The organism is Microbacterium sp. B19 (assembly GCF_000333395.1).
GTDB lineage: Bacteria > Actinomycetota > Actinomycetes > Actinomycetales > Microbacteriaceae > Microbacterium.
Map to the genome: position 1 here is coordinate 16,405 of NZ_BADA01000377.1, position 15,866 is coordinate 32,270.

18 protein-coding genes and 1 pseudogene are annotated in these 15,866 nt (G+C 71.2%); 9 read left to right on the forward strand and 10 right to left on the reverse strand.

The window, feature by feature from the left end; translation table 11 throughout:
• Positions 1 to 98 precede the first annotated feature (98 nt).
• From I5G_RS13485 to I5G_RS22500, 3 genes are all read left to right on the forward strand, one after another.
• The gene (locus I5G_RS13485) at positions 99 to 1,466 is read left to right on the forward strand and encodes a glucose-6-phosphate dehydrogenase (protein ID WP_022879527.1); all 1,368 of its coding nucleotides are present in this window, start codon (positions 99 to 101) and stop codon (positions 1,464 to 1,466) included.
• A 98-nt stretch (positions 1,467 to 1,564) separates the two neighbouring features.
• Positions 1,565 to 2,149, forward strand: coding sequence for a nitroreductase family protein (locus I5G_RS13490; RefSeq protein WP_022879528.1), 585 nt, complete (start codon positions 1,565 to 1,567; stop codon positions 2,147 to 2,149).
• 342 nt (positions 2,150 to 2,491) lie between these two features.
• Entirely contained in the window at positions 2,492 to 3,280 is a 789-nt protein-coding gene (locus I5G_RS22500; protein WP_187288849.1) for an alpha/beta fold hydrolase, read from the forward strand.
• 133 nt (positions 3,281 to 3,413) lie between these two features.
• On the opposite strand, the gene I5G_RS13500 is transcribed toward I5G_RS22500, so the two are convergent.
• From I5G_RS13500 to I5G_RS13520, 5 genes are all read right to left on the reverse strand, one after another.
• The gene (locus I5G_RS13500; protein ID WP_022879530.1) at positions 3,414 to 3,725 is read right to left on the reverse strand and encodes a helix-turn-helix domain-containing protein; all 312 of its coding nucleotides are present in this window, start codon (positions 3,723 to 3,725) and stop codon (positions 3,414 to 3,416) included.
• Positions 3,722 to 4,126: a VOC family protein gene (locus tag I5G_RS13505; RefSeq protein WP_026095926.1), complete on the reverse strand. Its 405-nt coding sequence runs from the start codon at positions 4,124 to 4,126 to the stop codon at positions 3,722 to 3,724. The genes I5G_RS13500 and I5G_RS13505 overlap by 4 nt, the downstream gene beginning before the upstream one ends.
• Positions 4,127 to 4,169: 43 nt before the next feature.
• The gene (rraA, locus tag I5G_RS13510) at positions 4,170 to 4,637 is read right to left on the reverse strand and encodes a ribonuclease E activity regulator RraA (RefSeq protein ID WP_022879532.1); all 468 of its coding nucleotides are present in this window, start codon (positions 4,635 to 4,637) and stop codon (positions 4,170 to 4,172) included.
• Between the two features lie 254 nt (positions 4,638 to 4,891).
• On the reverse strand, positions 4,892 to 7,093 hold the full coding sequence (locus I5G_RS22505) for an ATP-dependent Clp protease ATP-binding subunit (RefSeq protein ID WP_022879533.1): 2,202 nt from the start codon (positions 7,091 to 7,093) through the stop codon (positions 4,892 to 4,894).
• A 233-nt stretch (positions 7,094 to 7,326) separates the two neighbouring features.
• Complete coding sequence (locus I5G_RS13520; protein WP_022879534.1) at positions 7,327 to 8,316, reverse strand: GlxA family transcriptional regulator; 990 nt, start codon at positions 8,314 to 8,316, stop codon at positions 7,327 to 7,329.
• A gap of 85 nt (positions 8,317 to 8,401) precedes the next feature.
• Here I5G_RS13520 and I5G_RS13525 point away from each other — a divergent pair, with 85 nt between their 5' ends.
• Positions 8,402 to 8,653 carry a hypothetical protein gene (locus I5G_RS13525; protein WP_022879535.1) on the forward strand — a complete coding sequence of 84 codons (252 nt, stop codon included), beginning with the start codon at positions 8,402 to 8,404 and terminating at the stop codon, positions 8,651 to 8,653.
• Here I5G_RS13525 and I5G_RS13530 read toward each other — a convergent pair.
• Complete coding sequence (locus I5G_RS13530) at positions 8,629 to 9,918, reverse strand: glycosyltransferase family 4 protein (protein ID WP_022879536.1); 1,290 nt, start codon at positions 9,916 to 9,918, stop codon at positions 8,629 to 8,631. The two genes, I5G_RS13525 and I5G_RS13530, sit on opposite strands and share 25 nt — an antisense overlap.
• A gap of 4 nt (positions 9,919 to 9,922) precedes the next feature.
• A pseudogene (locus I5G_RS22510) lies at positions 9,923 to 10,510 on the reverse strand (glycosyltransferase); the annotation flags it as partial.
• Positions 10,511 to 10,540: 30 nt separating this feature from the next.
• Between I5G_RS22510 and I5G_RS22515 the strand changes: the two are divergent.
• Positions 10,541 to 12,034, forward strand: a complete 1,494-nt coding sequence (locus tag I5G_RS22515) for a bifunctional lysylphosphatidylglycerol flippase/synthetase MprF (protein ID WP_239642543.1) — start codon at positions 10,541 to 10,543, stop codon at positions 12,032 to 12,034.
• Between the two features lie 74 nt (positions 12,035 to 12,108).
• Here I5G_RS22515 and I5G_RS13545 read toward each other — a convergent pair whose 3' ends face one another.
• A complete protein-coding gene (locus I5G_RS13545) occupies positions 12,109 to 12,315 on the reverse strand; it encodes a cold-shock protein (RefSeq protein WP_022879538.1) in 207 nt (68 codons plus the stop codon).
• 319 nt (positions 12,316 to 12,634) lie between these two features.
• Between I5G_RS13545 and I5G_RS22520 the strand changes: the two genes are divergently transcribed.
• Positions 12,635 to 13,252, forward strand: a complete 618-nt coding sequence (locus I5G_RS22520; protein ID WP_022879539.1) for a GntR family transcriptional regulator — start codon at positions 12,635 to 12,637, stop codon at positions 13,250 to 13,252.
• Positions 13,253 to 13,312: 60 nt separating this feature from the next.
• Positions 13,313 to 13,741, forward strand: coding sequence for a hypothetical protein (locus I5G_RS22525; protein ID WP_022879540.1), 429 nt, complete (start codon positions 13,313 to 13,315; stop codon positions 13,739 to 13,741).
• A 10-nt stretch (positions 13,742 to 13,751) separates the two neighbouring features.
• Here the strand turns inward: I5G_RS22525 and I5G_RS13560 are convergent, their stop codons facing one another.
• The gene (locus I5G_RS13560) at positions 13,752 to 14,756 is read right to left on the reverse strand and encodes an endonuclease/exonuclease/phosphatase family protein (protein WP_022879541.1); all 1,005 of its coding nucleotides are present in this window, start codon (positions 14,754 to 14,756) and stop codon (positions 13,752 to 13,754) included.
• Between the two features lie 77 nt (positions 14,757 to 14,833).
• Between I5G_RS13560 and I5G_RS13565 the strand changes: the two genes are divergently transcribed.
• Both I5G_RS13565 and I5G_RS13570 read left to right on the forward strand, forming a co-directional pair.
• Positions 14,834 to 15,115: a metal-sensitive transcriptional regulator gene (locus I5G_RS13565; protein ID WP_026095929.1), complete on the forward strand. Its 282-nt coding sequence runs from the start codon at positions 14,834 to 14,836 to the stop codon at positions 15,113 to 15,115.
• Positions 15,116 to 15,132: 17 nt separating this feature from the next.
• On the forward strand, positions 15,133 to 15,420 hold the full coding sequence (locus I5G_RS13570) for a heavy-metal-associated domain-containing protein (RefSeq protein WP_022879543.1): 288 nt from the start codon (positions 15,133 to 15,135) through the stop codon (positions 15,418 to 15,420).
• 60 nt (positions 15,421 to 15,480) lie between these two features.
• Here the strand turns inward: I5G_RS13570 and I5G_RS13575 are convergent.
• On the reverse strand, positions 15,481 to 15,866 hold a 386-nt coding region (locus tag I5G_RS13575), incomplete at its 5' end, for a hypothetical protein (RefSeq protein WP_026095930.1).

A 15,866-nucleotide genomic window follows, 5' to 3' on the forward strand; every position in this document is an offset into this window, starting at 1 on the left:
GGGGATGCCGACATCGCGGCCGTGCATCTCGCTAGCGGCATCGGTGTGCCCGCTGCAAGCGACCTGCCGGTGTCGGAACCGGGCGCTACGGTGGCCCCATGCCGGCGGACACCACCCTGATCATCCTGGGCGCTTCGGGCGACCTCACCTCGCGTCTCCTCCTGCCCGCCCTCGGGCAGCTGCTCACGCGCGAGCCGAACCGCTCGGTGCGGCTGCACGGCGCGGGCATGGAGGACTGGACCGACCAGAAGTGGCGCGACACCGTGCGCGCGTCGTTCGCGACGATGGGCGCCGAGAAGGCCTTCGACAAGGTGGCCGACACCACCTACAGCCAGGCAGACATCACCAAGGCCTCCGACCTTCAGGAGCTCCTGGATGCCGCCGAGGGTCGGCCCGCGCTGTACTTCGCCGTTCCGCCCGCGGTCGCCGAGAAGGCGTGCGTGGCCCTGGCCGACGTGACCATCCCCGAGGGCACGATCCTCGCGCTCGAGAAGCCGTTCGGCACCGACGAGGCCAGCGCGCACGCGCTCAACCAGCAGGTCGCGAAGCTCGTGCCCGAGGACCAGGTGTTCCGCATCGACCACTTCCTGGGCCGGTCGACGGTGCTCAACCTTCTCGGGGTGCGCTTCGCCAACCGCCTCATCGAGAGCGTGTGGTCGGCCGACGACATCGCCGGGATCACGGTCGACTTCCCCGAGAAGCTCGGGCTCGAGGGGCGCGCGGGCTACTACGACCACGCCGGGGCGCTCGTCGACATGATCCAGAGCCACCTGTTGCAGGTGATGGCGTTCGTGACGATGGAGCCGCCGTCCTCCCTCGACCAGCTCGACCTGCGGGATGCCACCTCCGCGGTGCTGCGCGCGACGCACGTGTGGGGCGACGACCCGGTGAAGAACTCCCGCCGCGCCCGGTACACCGAGGGCACGATCGGCGACCGGCACTTCACGTCCTACGTCGACGAGCCCGGGGTCGACGCGTCGCGGCAGACCGAGACGCTCGCCGAGATGACGGTCGAGGTGCGCACCGCCCGCTGGCAGGGCGTGCCGATCGTGCTGCGGTCGGGCAAAGCCCTCGGACCGGATGCCGGCGACCCGGCCGTGACCGTCACCTTCAAGCCCGTGCGGCATCTGCCCGACGGCTTCGTCGGCGAGAGCGACCCTTCCGTGCTGACGTTCTCGCTCGGCCCCGACACCATGAGCCTCGGACTGAACGTGAACGGCGCCGACGACCCGCTCGAACTCGAACGTGTCACGCTCGCGGCAGACCTCGGCGAGGGCGGCCTGAAAGCCTACGGCGAGGTGCTCTCCGGCATCCTGGACGGCGACGCCATGCTCGCCGTGCGCGGTGACGCCGCCGAACAGTGCTGGCGCATCGTGCAGCCGGTCATCGACGCGTGGCGCGCGGGGAAGGTGCCGCTCGACGAGTACCCCGCGGGAACCGCGGGACCTGCGTCGTGGGGGCTGTGACTTTCTCCGTCACACGGGAACATCCGGGGGCCTGACCGCGTTCGATGGACTGGGTCAACGGAGCCCCGGCATCGTTCTCACCCCCGAGGAGTACCCCCATGTCCCACGTTCTCGACCGCACCGCGCAGACCGACGTCCCGATCCTCGACGTCCTGGCCGAGCGCTGGAGCACCCGCGTCTTCGACGCCGAAGCCCCCATCGACGAGGAGGCCCTGCGCGCCGCCTTCGAGGCCGCCCGCTGGTCGCCGTCCGCCAACAACACGCAGCCGTGGCGCTTCATCGTCGGCCGCCGCGGAACCGACGCCCACGCGAAGATCGTCGAGTCGCTCGTCGGGTTCAACCAGGGATGGGCCCCGGCCGCCGGCGCGCTGATCGTGGTCCTGGCCGAGACCGCCGACGCCGAGGGCAACGCCCTCCCGTGGGCGACCTATGACGCCGGTCAGTCGGCCGCGTTCTTCACGGTCGAGGCGCACGCCCGCGGCCTCGCCACCCACACCATGGGCGGCTTCTCGGGCGACGAGCTGCGCGGCGCGTTCGGCATCGACCCCCGCTTCACGCCGGTGACCGTCATCGCCGTGGGTGCCTTCGGCGACCTGGATGCCGCCGACGAGGCCTTCCGCGCCCGTGAGTCCGCGCCCCGCACGCGCCGCCCCCTCGCCGAGTCCCTGCTGCTCGACGCCTGACGCCGCGTCGCCTCCCGGCATCCGGGTCCCTGCTGCTCGACGCCTGACGCCGCGCCGGCTCCCGGCATCCGCCCTCCGCCCCCGTATCCGCGCATCGCGGTGCGGGGGCGGAGGCGTGTCCGGGCGGGGTCATTCGGCGCCGCCGCGGTGGCGCCGCGCGCGGTCCGCCGCGGCGGACCGTCGGAGACGCCAGAACCGGGCTTGTGACGTCGCGCGCAGCGGGCCGACATTGCGCTGGGCGCGACCGTCGCCCGCGGGGAGAGTGTGTGCCGTCGGCAGGTCCCCTGTCGAATGCTCACGGTCGGGGGGTCCGTCGAGAACCCGGACGGAGAAAGAACGCTCATGCCCTACATCGACCTGGCCGACGGTGGCCGGCTCTTCTTCACGGAGGAAGGCGCCGGTCGCCCCGTCCTCCTCATCCACGGATGGGCGTGCGACGGTTCGGATTGGGCCTGGCTCCAGGCAGACCTCGCCGCGGACCACCGGGCGATCGCGATCGATAATCGCGGACACGGACGTTCGAGTCGATCGGAGACGTACTCCCCCGCCGCTTTCGCTGCCGACGCCGCCGAGGTGATCGAAAGGCTCGAGCTCGGTCCGACCCTCGTCATGGGGCACTCCATGGGGACGATCATCGCCTCCGCCCTTGCCATCCGGCGGCCCGAGCTGGTGTCCGGTCTCGTCCTCGTCGATCCGGTCTACGGCGCCGATCCCGCAGTCATGGCCGGAGCGCTCCGCATGGCGAGGGCCGATCCGCACGGATTCACGGTCGCCGCCTGGGCGCCGTTCTACGGCGCACGAACTCCGGCGTGGCTCCCGATCTGGCATCGACGACGCACCCTCGCGACCGACCCCCACACGGTGAGCGAGGCGCTCGCCGGTCTCTATGAGGGCGAGGGCGGTCTCGGGCTGGCGTCCGTCGGTGAGCGGGAGCTGGTCAAGCGGCAGGCTCCCACCCTCGCCCTGTATGCGGGCACGGGGCAGGCCATCGCCGACTGGGACGGCGCGCTCGAACACCGCGCGCCGTACGAGATCGAGATCTGGCCGGAGAACGGACACTTTCTGCACCAGGAGGACCCCGAGCGTTTCGCGGCCCGTGTCCGGTCGTGGCTCGCCGCGTCGGAGGTGTGACGAAACCCCGGCCGCATGGCATCCATCGGCCCCGTGATCGTGGTGCGGGGGTGGCGCTCCCCGCCCGCGCCTGCCCTCGCACCACCCCCGGGCGCCGGGTCACGCGCTCGCTACCGCGTTCGCTGCCGCAGGATCACGTGACGTGATCCGGCGCCTCGGTCGGCGCGGGGACGGCCGCACCCCACGCGCCGAGCGCCTCTATCGCGGGGCGGAGCGCCTCGCCCCGCTCGGTCAGAGCGTAGGCGCGCGTGTTGTGCTTCAGCGGGAGGCGACGGAGGACACCGGCCTCCTCGAGCTCGCGCAGGCGCACGGCGAGGATGTTCGTGCCGACACCGAGGTCGCGCTGCAGATCGCCGTATCGCTGGGGACCGTCGAGCAGCCGCTCGACGATGAGCAACGCCCACCGGGCACCGACGACGTCGAGGGCCGCGGCGAGGTCGCTCACTCGGACGCTTCGGCGTCCGGCTTCATCCAGAACGGCGAGTAGTGGTAGCCGTCCGGGTCGTCGAACTGGCGCTGGTACATGAAGGGGTAGTCGTCAGTGTCGCCGATGCGCCCGCCGGCCGCGCCCGCGCGCTCGACGAGTTCGTCGACGGCCTCGCGACTGCCGAGGTCGAACGACACGGTGATCTTCGACGGGGTGTCGGGCCCGCCGATCAGGTCTTCGGTACCGCCGACGGCGGCGTACATGTCGCGGCTGCCGAGCATGACGTACTGCTCGGGCGCGATCGCGAAGCACGAGACGTTGTGGTCGGACATCTGCTCGTTGAGCGTCCAGCCGAGGGCGGTGTAGAACGCGGTCGCCCGCTCGACGGACTCGACGGGACACGTGAGGAAGAGGCTCATGGCCGCGATGCTTCCAAAAGTGAAGTGCGACGTCAAGGGCCGATCAGCGCTCGACGAGCACACCGTCCTCGTCGGCCCACACGTGCCGCCCGGGCGTGAACACGACGCCCGCGATCGTCACCGGGACGTCGACCTCGCCGACGCCGTCCTTCGCGCTCTTGCGCGGGTTCGAGCCGAGCGCCTTGACCCCGAGCGGGAGGGATGCCATCGCCCCCCGGTCGCGGATCGCCCCGTGCACGATCACCCCGGCCCACCCGTTCTCGACCGCGGACGCCGCGATCAGATCGCCGACCAGCGCGGACTCCAGCGACCCGCCGCCGTCGACGACGAGCACCGCGCCGTCGCCCGGGGTCGCGAGTACCTGCTTCACGAGCGCGTTGTCGCGGTGGCACCGCACGGTCCGGATCGGGCCGTCGAAGGCGACACGACCGCCGAGGTCGAGCAGTTGCAGCGAAAGGGAATCGAGGTCGTCGCCGCGCTCGTCGTAGAGGTCGGCCGTCGCGATGGTCATGCGGCCAGGGTAGCGACGCGGGCCCGTGCGGGGCGTGGGGTCGTGGCATCCACCGCCCCTGCTCGGGGGCTCGCGCTTCCGGCGGCGTGCTGGCCCCCGCCACTGCCGAGAAACGCGATCTGCGGCGAGAAACGGTGGGAGAGAGCGTTTCTCGCGGTGAATCGCGTTTCTCGGCGGCGTGGGTGGGGTGCTGGCGGAGCTCCGCGCGAGATAGCGGGGCACCCGGGGCGGGGAGCCCGCGCCCGGGTCCGGTGCTACTCGACGATCTCCGCCTCGATCACGTCGTCGTCGAGGTCGCCCTGCTCGTCGGCGGGACCGGCGCTCGTGAGCACCAGCGACTCGCCGTCGCTCGCGACGTCGACCTTCACCAGGTCGCCGTCGCGCACCCCGCCGGCGAGGATCGCCATCGCGAGGCGGTCCTGCACCTCGGACTGGATCAGGCGCCGCAGCGGACGCGCGCCGTACACCGGGTCGTATCCGCGCTCGGCGAGCCACGACCGGGCGTCGGGCGTGACCGCGAGCGTCAGGCGACGTTCGCGCAGCCGCTTGTGCAGCGCGTCGACCGCGAGCTCGACGATCTGGGCGAGGTCGTCCTCGGTGAGCGCCTGGAAGATGACGATGTCGTCGAGGCGGTTCACGAACTCGGGCTTGAACGCCTGCCGCACGAGCGCCTGCACCTGCTCGCGCTTGGTCTCGATCGACAGCGTCGGGTCGATGAGGATCGGCGAACCGAGGTTCGACGTCAGGATCAGGATGACGTTGGTGAAATCGACAGTGCGGCCCTGGCCGTCGGTCAGCCGGCCGTCGTCCATCACCTGCAGCAGGATGTCGAACACCTCGGGGTGCGCTTTCTCCACCTCGTCGAGGAGCACGACACTGTAGGGGCGCCGACGCACGGCCTCGGTCAGCTGACCGCCCTGCTCGTAGCCGATGTACCCCGGAGGGGCACCGACGAGCCGAGCGACGGAGTGCTTCTCGCCGTACTCCGACATGTCGATGCGCACCATGGCGTGCTCGTCGTCGAACAGGAAGTCGGCGAGCGCCTTGGCGAGCTCGGTCTTGCCGACGCCGGTCGGCCCGAGGAACAGGAACGAACCGACCGGGCGGTTCGGGTCGCTGATGCCGGCCCGCGAGCGCCGCACCGCGTCGGACACCGCCTTCACGGCATCCTTCTGTCCGATCAGGCGCTTGCCGAGCTCGCGCTCGAGGTGCAGCAGCTTCTCGGTCTCGCCCTGCAGGAGTCGCCCGACCGGGATGCCGGTCCACGCGGCGATGACGGCCGCGATGTCTTCCTCGGTGACCTGCTCGTTGACCATGCGGTCACCGGCGGGCTCCTCGCGCTCGGCGGTCATCAGCTCGCGCTCGAGCGCCGGGATGTCGGCGTACAGCAACCGCGACGCCTTCTCGAGGTTGCCCTCGCGCTGGGCGCGTTCGGCATCCACGCGGGCCTTGTCGAGCCGCGTCTTGAGGTCGCCGACGCGGTTGAGGGACGCGCGCTCGCGCTCCCACCGGGCCTGCAGCTCGTCGAGCTTCGCCTGCTCGGCGGCGAGGGTCTCGCGCAGGGTCGCCAGACGCTCCTTCGAGGCGGCGTCCTTCTCCTTCTTGAGCGCGAGCTCTTCGAGCTTGAGGCGGTCGACGTGGCGGCGCAGCTCGTCGATCTCGAGCGGGGCCGAGTCGATCTCCATGCGCAGGCGCGACGCGGCTTCGTCGATGAGGTCGATGGCCTTGTCGGGCAGCTGGCGCGACGGGATGTAGCGGTTGGAGAGGGATGCCGCGGCAACCAGCGCCGCGTCGGCGATGGCGACCTTGTGGTGCGCTTCGTACCGCTCCTTGAGGCCGCGGAGGATCGCGATCGTGTCCTCCACCGTGGGCTCGCCGACGTACACCTGCTGGAAGCGGCGTTCGAGCGCGGCATCCTTCTCGATGAACTCGCGGTACTCGTCGAGCGTGGTCGCGCCGATCAGGCGCAGCTCGCCGCGCGCGAGCATGGGCTTCAGCATGTTGGATGCCGCGACCGAACCCTCGCCGCCGCCCGCGCCCATGAGCACGTGCAGCTCGTCGATGAATGTGATGATGCGGCCGTCGGACTCGGTGATCTCCTTGAGGACGCTCTTGAGGCGCTCCTCGAACTGGCCGCGGTACATCGCGCCGGCGACGAGCGCCGAGATGTCGAGGGCGACGAGCTCCTTGTTCTTGAGGCTCTCGGCGACGTCACCCGCGACGATGCGCTGCGCGAGGCCCTCGACGACGGCGGTCTTGCCGACGCCGGGCTCGCCGATGAGGACCGGGTTGTTCTTCGTGCGGCGCGTGAGCACCTGGCTGACCCGCCGGATCTCGCTGTCGCGCCCGATGACGGGGTCGAGCTTGCCCTGTCGGGCCCGGTCGGTGAGGTTGATGCCGAATTGCTCGAGGGCGCTGCGCGCGTCCTCCTGCCCCGGCTGTTGTGTGGCGTTCATGGGGTCTCCTGGAAATCTGTCGCAAACTTGAGTTGCGTTGGCTCAAGTTTAGCAGCGCGGGTGGGCCGCGGCAATGGGGCCGGCGGCGGCGCGCGCCCCCGAGGCCGCGAGACTGCATCTAGCCGACGAAACCGCCGCACGCTGCAGTGGGCTTGTCAGCAGCGTGCAGTCTCGCGGCCTGGGACCGGCCGGAGACGACCGACGGATGCCAGCACCCCGCGCAATACCCGGACTCAGGCCGGAACGGCCTCGCGGGATGCCGCGATCACGTCGTCGGCGCACGAGAAGCGCGCGCGGTACGCGGTGGGCGTGAGGCCCATGGTGCGGGCGAAGTTCTGCCGCAGCACGGCGGCGGAGCCGAATCCGCACTCCGACGCGATGCGGTCGAGGCCGAGGTTCGTCTCCTCGAGGAGCCGCTGCGCGTGCAGCAGCCGCTGGCGCGCGAGCCACGCCGCGGGCGTCGCGCCGAAGTCGGCCTTGAAGCGGCGGGCGAACGTCCGCGGCGACATGTGCGCGCGCGCCGCGAGCCGCTCGACGGACAGGTCGGCGTGAAGGTTCTGCAGCATCCATTCGGTCACCGGCGCGAGCGAGAGCGACGTGTCGACGGGGAGCGGCGCGGCGATGAACTGCGCCTGCCCGCCGTCGCGCTGCGGCGCCACGACCATGCGCCGCGCGATGCGGTTCGCGAGCTCTGCGCCGAGCTCCTGGCGCAGCAGGTGCAGGCACGCGTCCAGCCCGGCGGCGGTCCCGGCGCTCGTGATGATGTTGCCGGACTGCACGTAGAGCACGTCGGGGTCGACCTCGATCCGCGGGTACATGCGCGCCATGGTCTGCGCGTAGCGCCAGTGCGTGGTGGCCCGCCGCCCGTCGAGCACCCCCGCCGCGGCGAGGACGAACGACCCGCTGCACACGCTGAGCAGCCACGCCCCGCGGGCGTCGGCGCGCCGCACGAGCTCGGTGACCCGCGGATCGATCGCGCCCCATTGCTCTCGGGGGACCGGGGCCAGCACGAGGATGTCGACGTCGTCCGCGGCATCCAGGCCCTTCTCGACGTTGATCGAGAAGCCGATGTTCGACGGCACGACCCCGGGGTCGGGGCTCACGATCCGGAAGTCGAAGTTCGGGATGCCGTCGTCGCTGCGGTCGAGGCCGAACGCCTCACAGGCGAGGCCGAACTCGAAAGGCGCGAAGCCGGGCTGGACGACGACGGCGACGGAACGCATGGATCCTCCATGTGGCAGAAAAGATTCGAACAACGTTCATCATGCCACTCGTGGGCATGATTCGTACAGACGTAGCTTCTCTGCCATGGCATACCTCATCGCTCTCGGCATCCTCTCCCTCATCGGGATCGTCTCCACCGCGTGGCTCCTGTACACCGACGGCTACGGCCGCGTGCCCACCGACCCGCGCGGCCTCCCCGGCGGTGCCGAACGCACTGCACCCGAACCTCCCGCGGCGAAGGCCGCAGCAACACGAACCGCCGACGCCCGGGCCGCCGAGGGACGGACCCCCGCGGCCCCGGTCGCGCGGCGTCAGCGCCGAGCGGCGCGCGCGTAGACCGCGACCATCGCGGCCGTGCGCGAGGACTGCCGGAAGCGCTCCCCGATCGTCGGATCCACTGCGACCGGGGAGCCGGCGGCGATGTCGGCGGCCGCGCGCCGCAGTGTCTCCGCGAGCGCCGCGACCGAGGCATCCGCGACGCTCCAGACTCCGGCGCCGAGTTCCGCGGCGATGTCGGGGTCGCTGACCACCGCGGGAGTCCCGAGCGACGCCGCTTCGAACACCGTCATCCCCTGCGTCTCGAAGCCGATCGAGGTCTGCACGACGGCGTCCGCCTCCGCGAGCCGCGCGAGGGTGTGGGCGTATGGCATCCGTCCCGAGAAGCGAATGGATGCCACCGGCCGCGAACGCTCCACGAGGCGCCGCGCCGCGCGGAGCTGCGCTCCGCCGCCGATGACCTCGACGTCCGCCTCAATTCCGGACGCGGCGACCGCCTCGAGGAAGGGCAGCAGGCGCTTCTCGGGGCTCATCCGGCCGATCCAGACGAAGCGCGGACGCCCGGGGGGACGCTCCCCCGGTCCGGCCGTGAGCGCCGCGTCGAGGATGTCGTCGTCGATGCCGTTCCACACCACGTCGACGGCCGCCTGACCGTCCGCACCGGGAACGGCGCCGTGGGCCTCGAGGCGCCGCGCGAAGTGCGCGGACGGAGCCGTGACCGCGGCCGACAGCTGCGCGAGGCGGCGGAGGTACGCCCAGCCGTCGGGGGCTTCGCGCGCGAACGTCGCAGAATCCGCCGAATCTCGCAGAATCCCCGCCGAATCCTGCGAGGAACGCGGGATTCTGCGAACATCACGCGCCCGCAGCAGCGCGGGCCGCAGCGCCCGCCGCGCCCACGCGTTCAGCACCCGCAGCACCAACCCCGGGAACGGCGCGGTCGCCTCGATGCCGACGTCGACGCGGTTGTGCATCGTGTGCACGACGGGGAGCCCGTGGCGTGCGGCGTAACGGTGGCCGATGAAGGCGCCCCAGAAGTCGGCCTGCACGTGCACGACGTCGACGGGCGGACGCCCCGCGAGGGCGGCATCCACGAAGCGATCTGTCCGGATGCCGGGCCACGACAGCGCGTACTCGCGATCGGGCGTGATCGGGATCGAGGGGAGGTCGACGTAGGCACGGTCGGTGGGAGCCGGCCGGTGCAGGCGCGGCGCGACGATCGTCACGGTGTGCCCGGCGCGTTCGAGGAACCGCCGCTGCAACCGCATCGACACCTGTGCGCCGCCCAGCGACTCGACGTGCTGGTCGGCGAACATCACCACGTGCACGCGGTCACTCCGGCAGGGGCCGTCCGCGGTACAGCGCCTCGAACGTGTCGAGGGTGCGGCCGATGTCGTGCACGCGCACGCCGTCGAGCGACGCCTGCTGCATGCGGCGGCGCTCCTCGGGGGCGGCGGTGAAGACGTCGGTCAAGCGCGCCGTGAGCTCATCGACGTTGCCGGGCTCGAACAGGTACCCGTTCTCGCCGTCGTGTACGAGGTGCGGGAGGGCGACGGCGTTCGCGGCGACGATCGGCAGACCGGATGCCATGGCCTCCATCGTCGCGATCGACTGGAGTTCCGCGATCGAGGCGATCGCGAAGACGCTCGCGCGCGTGTAGAGCGCACGCAGCTCCTCCTCGGAGGCATGCCCGTGGAAGGTCACCCGATCGGCGATGCCGAGCTGGCCGGCCAGCTGCTCGAGGTTGCGGCGCTGGTCGCCGCCGCCGACGATGTCGAACGTCGCGTCGAGCGCGGGGTCGAGCCGCGCGAGCGCGCGGAGCACGACGTCGATGCCCTTCTCGGTCGTGAGGCGCCCGACGAAGAGGATGCGGTTCGCGTCACGCGGCTCGAGATCGGCCGTGTAGTTCGCGCGATCGATTCGCTCAACGACCTCGAGCACGTCCTCGCGGTGGCCCTGGTGCTCGCCGTCGACCGCTCGCTGCGTCCGCAGCGCGTGTCGGTCCGGGAGCAGCGGCTCATCGCGTTCGTGGGGGTCTGCGGGCTCGGGGCGATCGACGTCCTCACCTACCTCAGCCCCACGACGGGGCCTTTCGGCTCCTCGGATCCGGTGTCGGGATCGTGGATCGACGTCGCGGTGAACACCGCGGTCGTCCTGGCGGTGGCGAACGGCATCCGTCGGGGTCGGCGCTGGGCGTGGGTGCTGCTGGTGGGGTATGGCATCCTGAACGCCCTCGTGCTGGTGCTCGCGGCGGTGCTCCTCGTCGCGGTGGGACTCGGCGGGATCGAAGACGCCGCGGACCTCGACCTGACGGTCACGCTCGCGTCCTCGGCGACGTGGGTCGTCGCGCTCGTGTACCTGATCCTCGTTCGGGCGGCGTTCCGCGCGCGACCGAAGGCAGCGCTCGGCGAGGCCCCGGCGCCGACCGTCGACGACGTGAAGGCGGAGCTGCGCGCCACCGGCGGCGGAACCCTGTCGTGGATGACGACGTGGGAGGGCATGTCGTACGCGCGGTTCGGTCGCGGGATCGTGGCATTCCAACGGCGCTCCCGCGTGGCGCTCGTCCTGGGAGATCCGCTCGGGCCCGAGGAGACGCGAGCCGAAACGGTCCGCGCGTTCGTGGAGCGCGCGGAGAACGCCGGGCTCGCGCCGTGCTTCTTCAGTGCCGGCGAGGCGACCCGCGCGGTGGTGCCGGAGGGATGGCGGAGCGTCGTCGTGGCGGACGACACGATCGTCGACCTGCCGGGTCTGCAGTTCACGGGGAAGGCGTGGGGCGCCGTGCGCACGTCGCTCAACCGCGCCGAGCGCGAGGGTATGACGTTCCGCCTGTCGCGTCTGTCCGACGAGACGTGGGGCGTGCGGCAGCAGCTGCGCGCCATCTCGGAGAGTTGGGTGGGCGACAAGGGACTGCCCGAGATGGGCTTCACCCTCGGCACCCTGCACGAAGCGGCGGATCCAGAAGTGCGGATCGCGCTGGCCGTCTCGCCCGCGGGCGACGTGGACGGATTCCTGTCCTGGCTGCCGGTGTACGGCGAGGGACGCGTGCGCGGCTGGACGCTGGACCTCATGCGGCGTCGCGAGGGCGGCTTCGGACCCGTGATGGAGTACCTGATCGGTTCGTCCGCGCAGCAGTTCTCGAACGAGGGGGCCGAGGTCATGTCGCTCTCCGGCGCTCCGCTCGCGCACGAGTATCCCGCGGATGCCGGAGTCCTCGCCGATCTGCAGGAGCGGATGGCGTCGATGCTCGAGCCGGTCTACGGCTTCGCATCACTGCACCGCTTCAAGCAGAAGTTCCACCCGCGCTACGAAACGATGTACCTGCTCTACCGCGACGAAGCAGATCTCACCCGTATCGGAGCCGCGCTGACCCGGGCGTTCCTCCCGCATGCGACCCTGCGGCAGTTCGCCGCCGCCGGTGTGGAGTTGGTCCGACCCGAGAAGTGAAGCGCGCCCCGGCGCGCGATCAGGTCGGCCGGACCGCCTCGAACCCGACGCCGCGGCCGCCGGGGCAGCGACCGTCAGAGCGGGCGGATGTTCTCCGCCTGGAGGCCCTTGGGGCCCTGGGCGATATCGAATTCGACGCGCTGGTTCTCCTCGAGCGAGCGGTAGCCGCCCGACTGGATCGCGCTGTAGTGGGCGAAGACGTCCTGGCCGCCCTCATCGGGCGCGATGAAGCCGAAGCCCTTCTCCGAGTTGAACCACTTGACCGTGCCCTGCGTGCTCATGGACGTGCCGTTTCCCGCTCTTGTCGGCGCCGAGCGCGCCGATCTGTGCCCACGGTAACGGCAGGGACCGGGGCGGCGCATCGGCCCGTGACACAAACGTTGCACGGCGTCACGGAGGGCATCCTCCCCTTAAGCCCATACGACGCCCGGGCTGAGCAGAAGCTCGAAGCCCGGGCGTCGACGGATCCCCCCGGATATGTCACGCGAGGCGTGACGGCGATAACTGTACCGCCGCGAATGCCCTTCGCGCGACACGAAAGCTGGGAATTCTTCACGGATGACGGGGATGTGTGGTAACCGGGCGTCATAGAATCCGCGTGTGGACGAGCGGCGCCAGCCTTCCGCCCTCGTCGACGAGGCGTATTCGGCTCTCGGCGAGGCGATCGTTGACGGCCGTCTCCGGCCCGGCGACCGGCTCCGTGACGTCGAACTCGCCGCCCACATGGGCATCTCCCGGACACCGGTGCGCGAAGCATTGCAGCGTCTCGCGGCGATCCGACTCGTCGAGATCTCGCCCCACCGGTTCACCCGCGTGACGGCGCCCAGCGACAAAGAGATCGCGGACATGCAGGACTACACGGTCCACATGATCGCGATGACGATGCACCTCGCACTCCCCCGGTGCTCCGATGAGGACGTCACCGAGGGCGCGCGACTGCTCACGGGACTGATGGATGCCGCCCGCGCGAACTCCTCCCCCGCCTACGTGGACGCAGGATTCGCCCTCCTCGCCCACTTCACCCGGGCTTCCGAGAACATCGTGCTGGTCGAGACGCTGAAGCAGACGACGTTCCTCGTGCGCCGGAACCTCCGCGGCTGGATGTGCGCGCACGTGGAGGACTGCGAGGAACTGTTCCTCCTCCTCGCCGACGGCATCCGCGAGCGCGACACGGCGCTGGCTGCACACCTCTGGCTCCGCCTGCACGGCCTCTATTGAGGCCGTGGCCCCGAGCGCAAGGCATCCCGTCCTCCCCGGTGCTCCCGCTACCGTGACGTCATGACCCGCATCGAACTCCGCGACCTCCGTGACGACGACCGGGATGCCGCCTACGCGGCGCTGCGCGCGAGCGCATCGACGTGGCCGCGCGGGCAGGTCGCCGATCGCGCGGCTTTCGATGCGTGGGTGGATGCCGACCGGGTCACGGCCCGCACGATCGTGGACGGCGACGAGGTGGTGGGGCTCGCCGCGACGCTCGACGTCGACGGGGACCGCGAGGCCCTACTCGCGGTGTCGCCCGACACGTCCCGGGAATCCGCGACGGAGGCGCTGCGGCTGCTCACGCTCGCCGAACCGGAGCGCCCGCTGTACGCGTGCGTCGCGGCCGACGACGACCCGTCGCACGACACGCTCGCCCGGCTGGGCTTCGTCGAGCACGGGCGCGACGGGGCCGACATCGTCTACGTGCTGCCGCCGACCCTGGAGTGAGCCGACGCGGTCAGCGACGCGACAGCACCGCCACGACCGGACGGTGATCGCTGCCGGCGTCGTCGAAGTCGGTGCGCACCTCGAAGCTGCGGACCTCCCACGCCGAGCCGACGAGTATGTGGTCGATGGGCGCCGCGAGCGCGGTGGGCAGGTCGACCGGCCACGTTCCCCGCGCCGCGGCTCCGGCTTCCCGCGCGGCATCCTCGCATTCGCCGACGGTGCCGCCGTTCCGCCCGAGTCCGGAGAGGTGGTCGAGGGTCGAGTTGAGGTCGCCGGCGAGGATGACATCGGGCCTCGCGCACTGCGCGGCGATCCAGTCGATGCCCCGGGTCCAGTCGTCGAGCATGAACGGCAGCGGGGGCAGCGGGTGGGCGGCGACGAGCGTCGGCCCGGTGCCGTCGACCGGCCGCCAGACCCCGCTCGGCGCACCCGGCGTCGATCCGGCGGCGGGATCGAGGACGTACGGGCCGAGCGCGTCCGCGACCAGCAGCGAGGTCGGCACCGGGCGATCGCCGGGCGCGGCGTCCACGGTCGCGGCCGTCATCCGGATTCCGCCCCGCTCCAGGATGCCGACGACCTCCGCTGCCGCGCGGGAGTCGGTCTCGGGGAGGCTGACGACATCCGCACCGCTCTCGCGGACGAGGCGGGCGATGGCGTCGGGCGACGCTCCCCCGCCGTACGTATTCCACACCGCCACGGTGAGGTCGCCCTCGGCGACGGAGCCGCCCCAGCCCCGCGCCAGCAGCACCGCGCCGTTACCGACCGCCACGGCCGCGCAGACGACGGCCAGCCCGAGGGCCACCGCCGCGCGGCGACGCAGGAGCGCGACGATCCCGGCCACGACGGCGAGCGCCGCGAACCCGATCGCCACGGGCGCCCGGAACGAGATCAGCAGGGCCACGCCCTGCCACCGTTCCGCACCGATGAGCTGCGGCCAGACGACCAGGACGGCGAGGAGACCGGCCACCAGGAGCGTGATCAGGAGCGGGAGTCGGCGGCGCGAGGCGGTCGGCATCCCCACAGTGAAGCGGAGTTCCATGAATATTCGCCGGATCGGCCCCTCGGATACCCTAGGGGGGTATGGTATCCATCATGAACGGGTACGACGGACACAAGGACGACCTGCAGAAACGTCTGCGGCGCGTCGAGGGCCAGGTGCGCGGCATCGCGCGAATGGTCGACGAAGACAAGTACTGCATCGACATCCTCACGCAGGTGTCCGCCGCGACGAAGGCGCTCGAGACCGTCGCGCTGTCGCTCCTGTCCGATCACCTCAGCCACTGCGTCGCCGAGGCCAGCGCGGAGGGCGGCCAGGTCGCCGCCGAGAAGATCCGCGAGGCCAACGACGCCATCGCCCGGCTCGTCCGGTCCTGACCCCCGAGGAGAACACCATGAACGAACGCATCGATCTCGGTCTCCGCGAGGCCGCGGCATCCACTCCCCTGCCGGAAGGCGCGGTGATCCAGGAGATCGGCGTCACGGGGATGACGTGCGCGCACTGCGTCCGCAGCGTGACCGAGGAGATCTCGGAGATCGCGGGGGTGCACGGCGTCTCCGTCGACCTGCGCGTCGGCGACGTCTCGCGCGTCACGATCGCCAGCGAGACCCCGCTCGACGCCGCCCTCGTGCGCGACGCCGTCGAGGAGGCCGGCTACGCCCTGGCGGCCGACCCGTCATGAGCACCACCGACGTCGAGCTCGACATCACCGGGCGGGAGGCGCGCCGGGCGGGATTCGGTGCTAGTCGGACACGGGCGGGAAGCCCCCGCCGAACAGCAGCACGGGCGTGAGGATCTCGGCCGCCTTCGGGCTCGCGAGGGTCGGCCACGCGGCCTCGGTGTTCGGGTGCAGCGTGTCGAAGCCCTCTGCGACCCACTTGTCCCACAGGCCCGCCTTCATGGCGTGCGGAAAGAGGAACTCGCGCGTGTAGACCATGATTCCGTCGCGGATCTTCTGCTCCGTCGATTTCTTCGCGAGGTCGCGATACATCGACAGTGTGCCCTTCTGCGCGATCTGGGAGTAGGTCGCGATCTCCTCGGGGGTGACGACGCGCAGTTCGCCCATCGGGGTGTCGCGCGTGTCACGGGCGAAGACGGCGACGCTCTCGATGTAGTCGAGATAGTTCG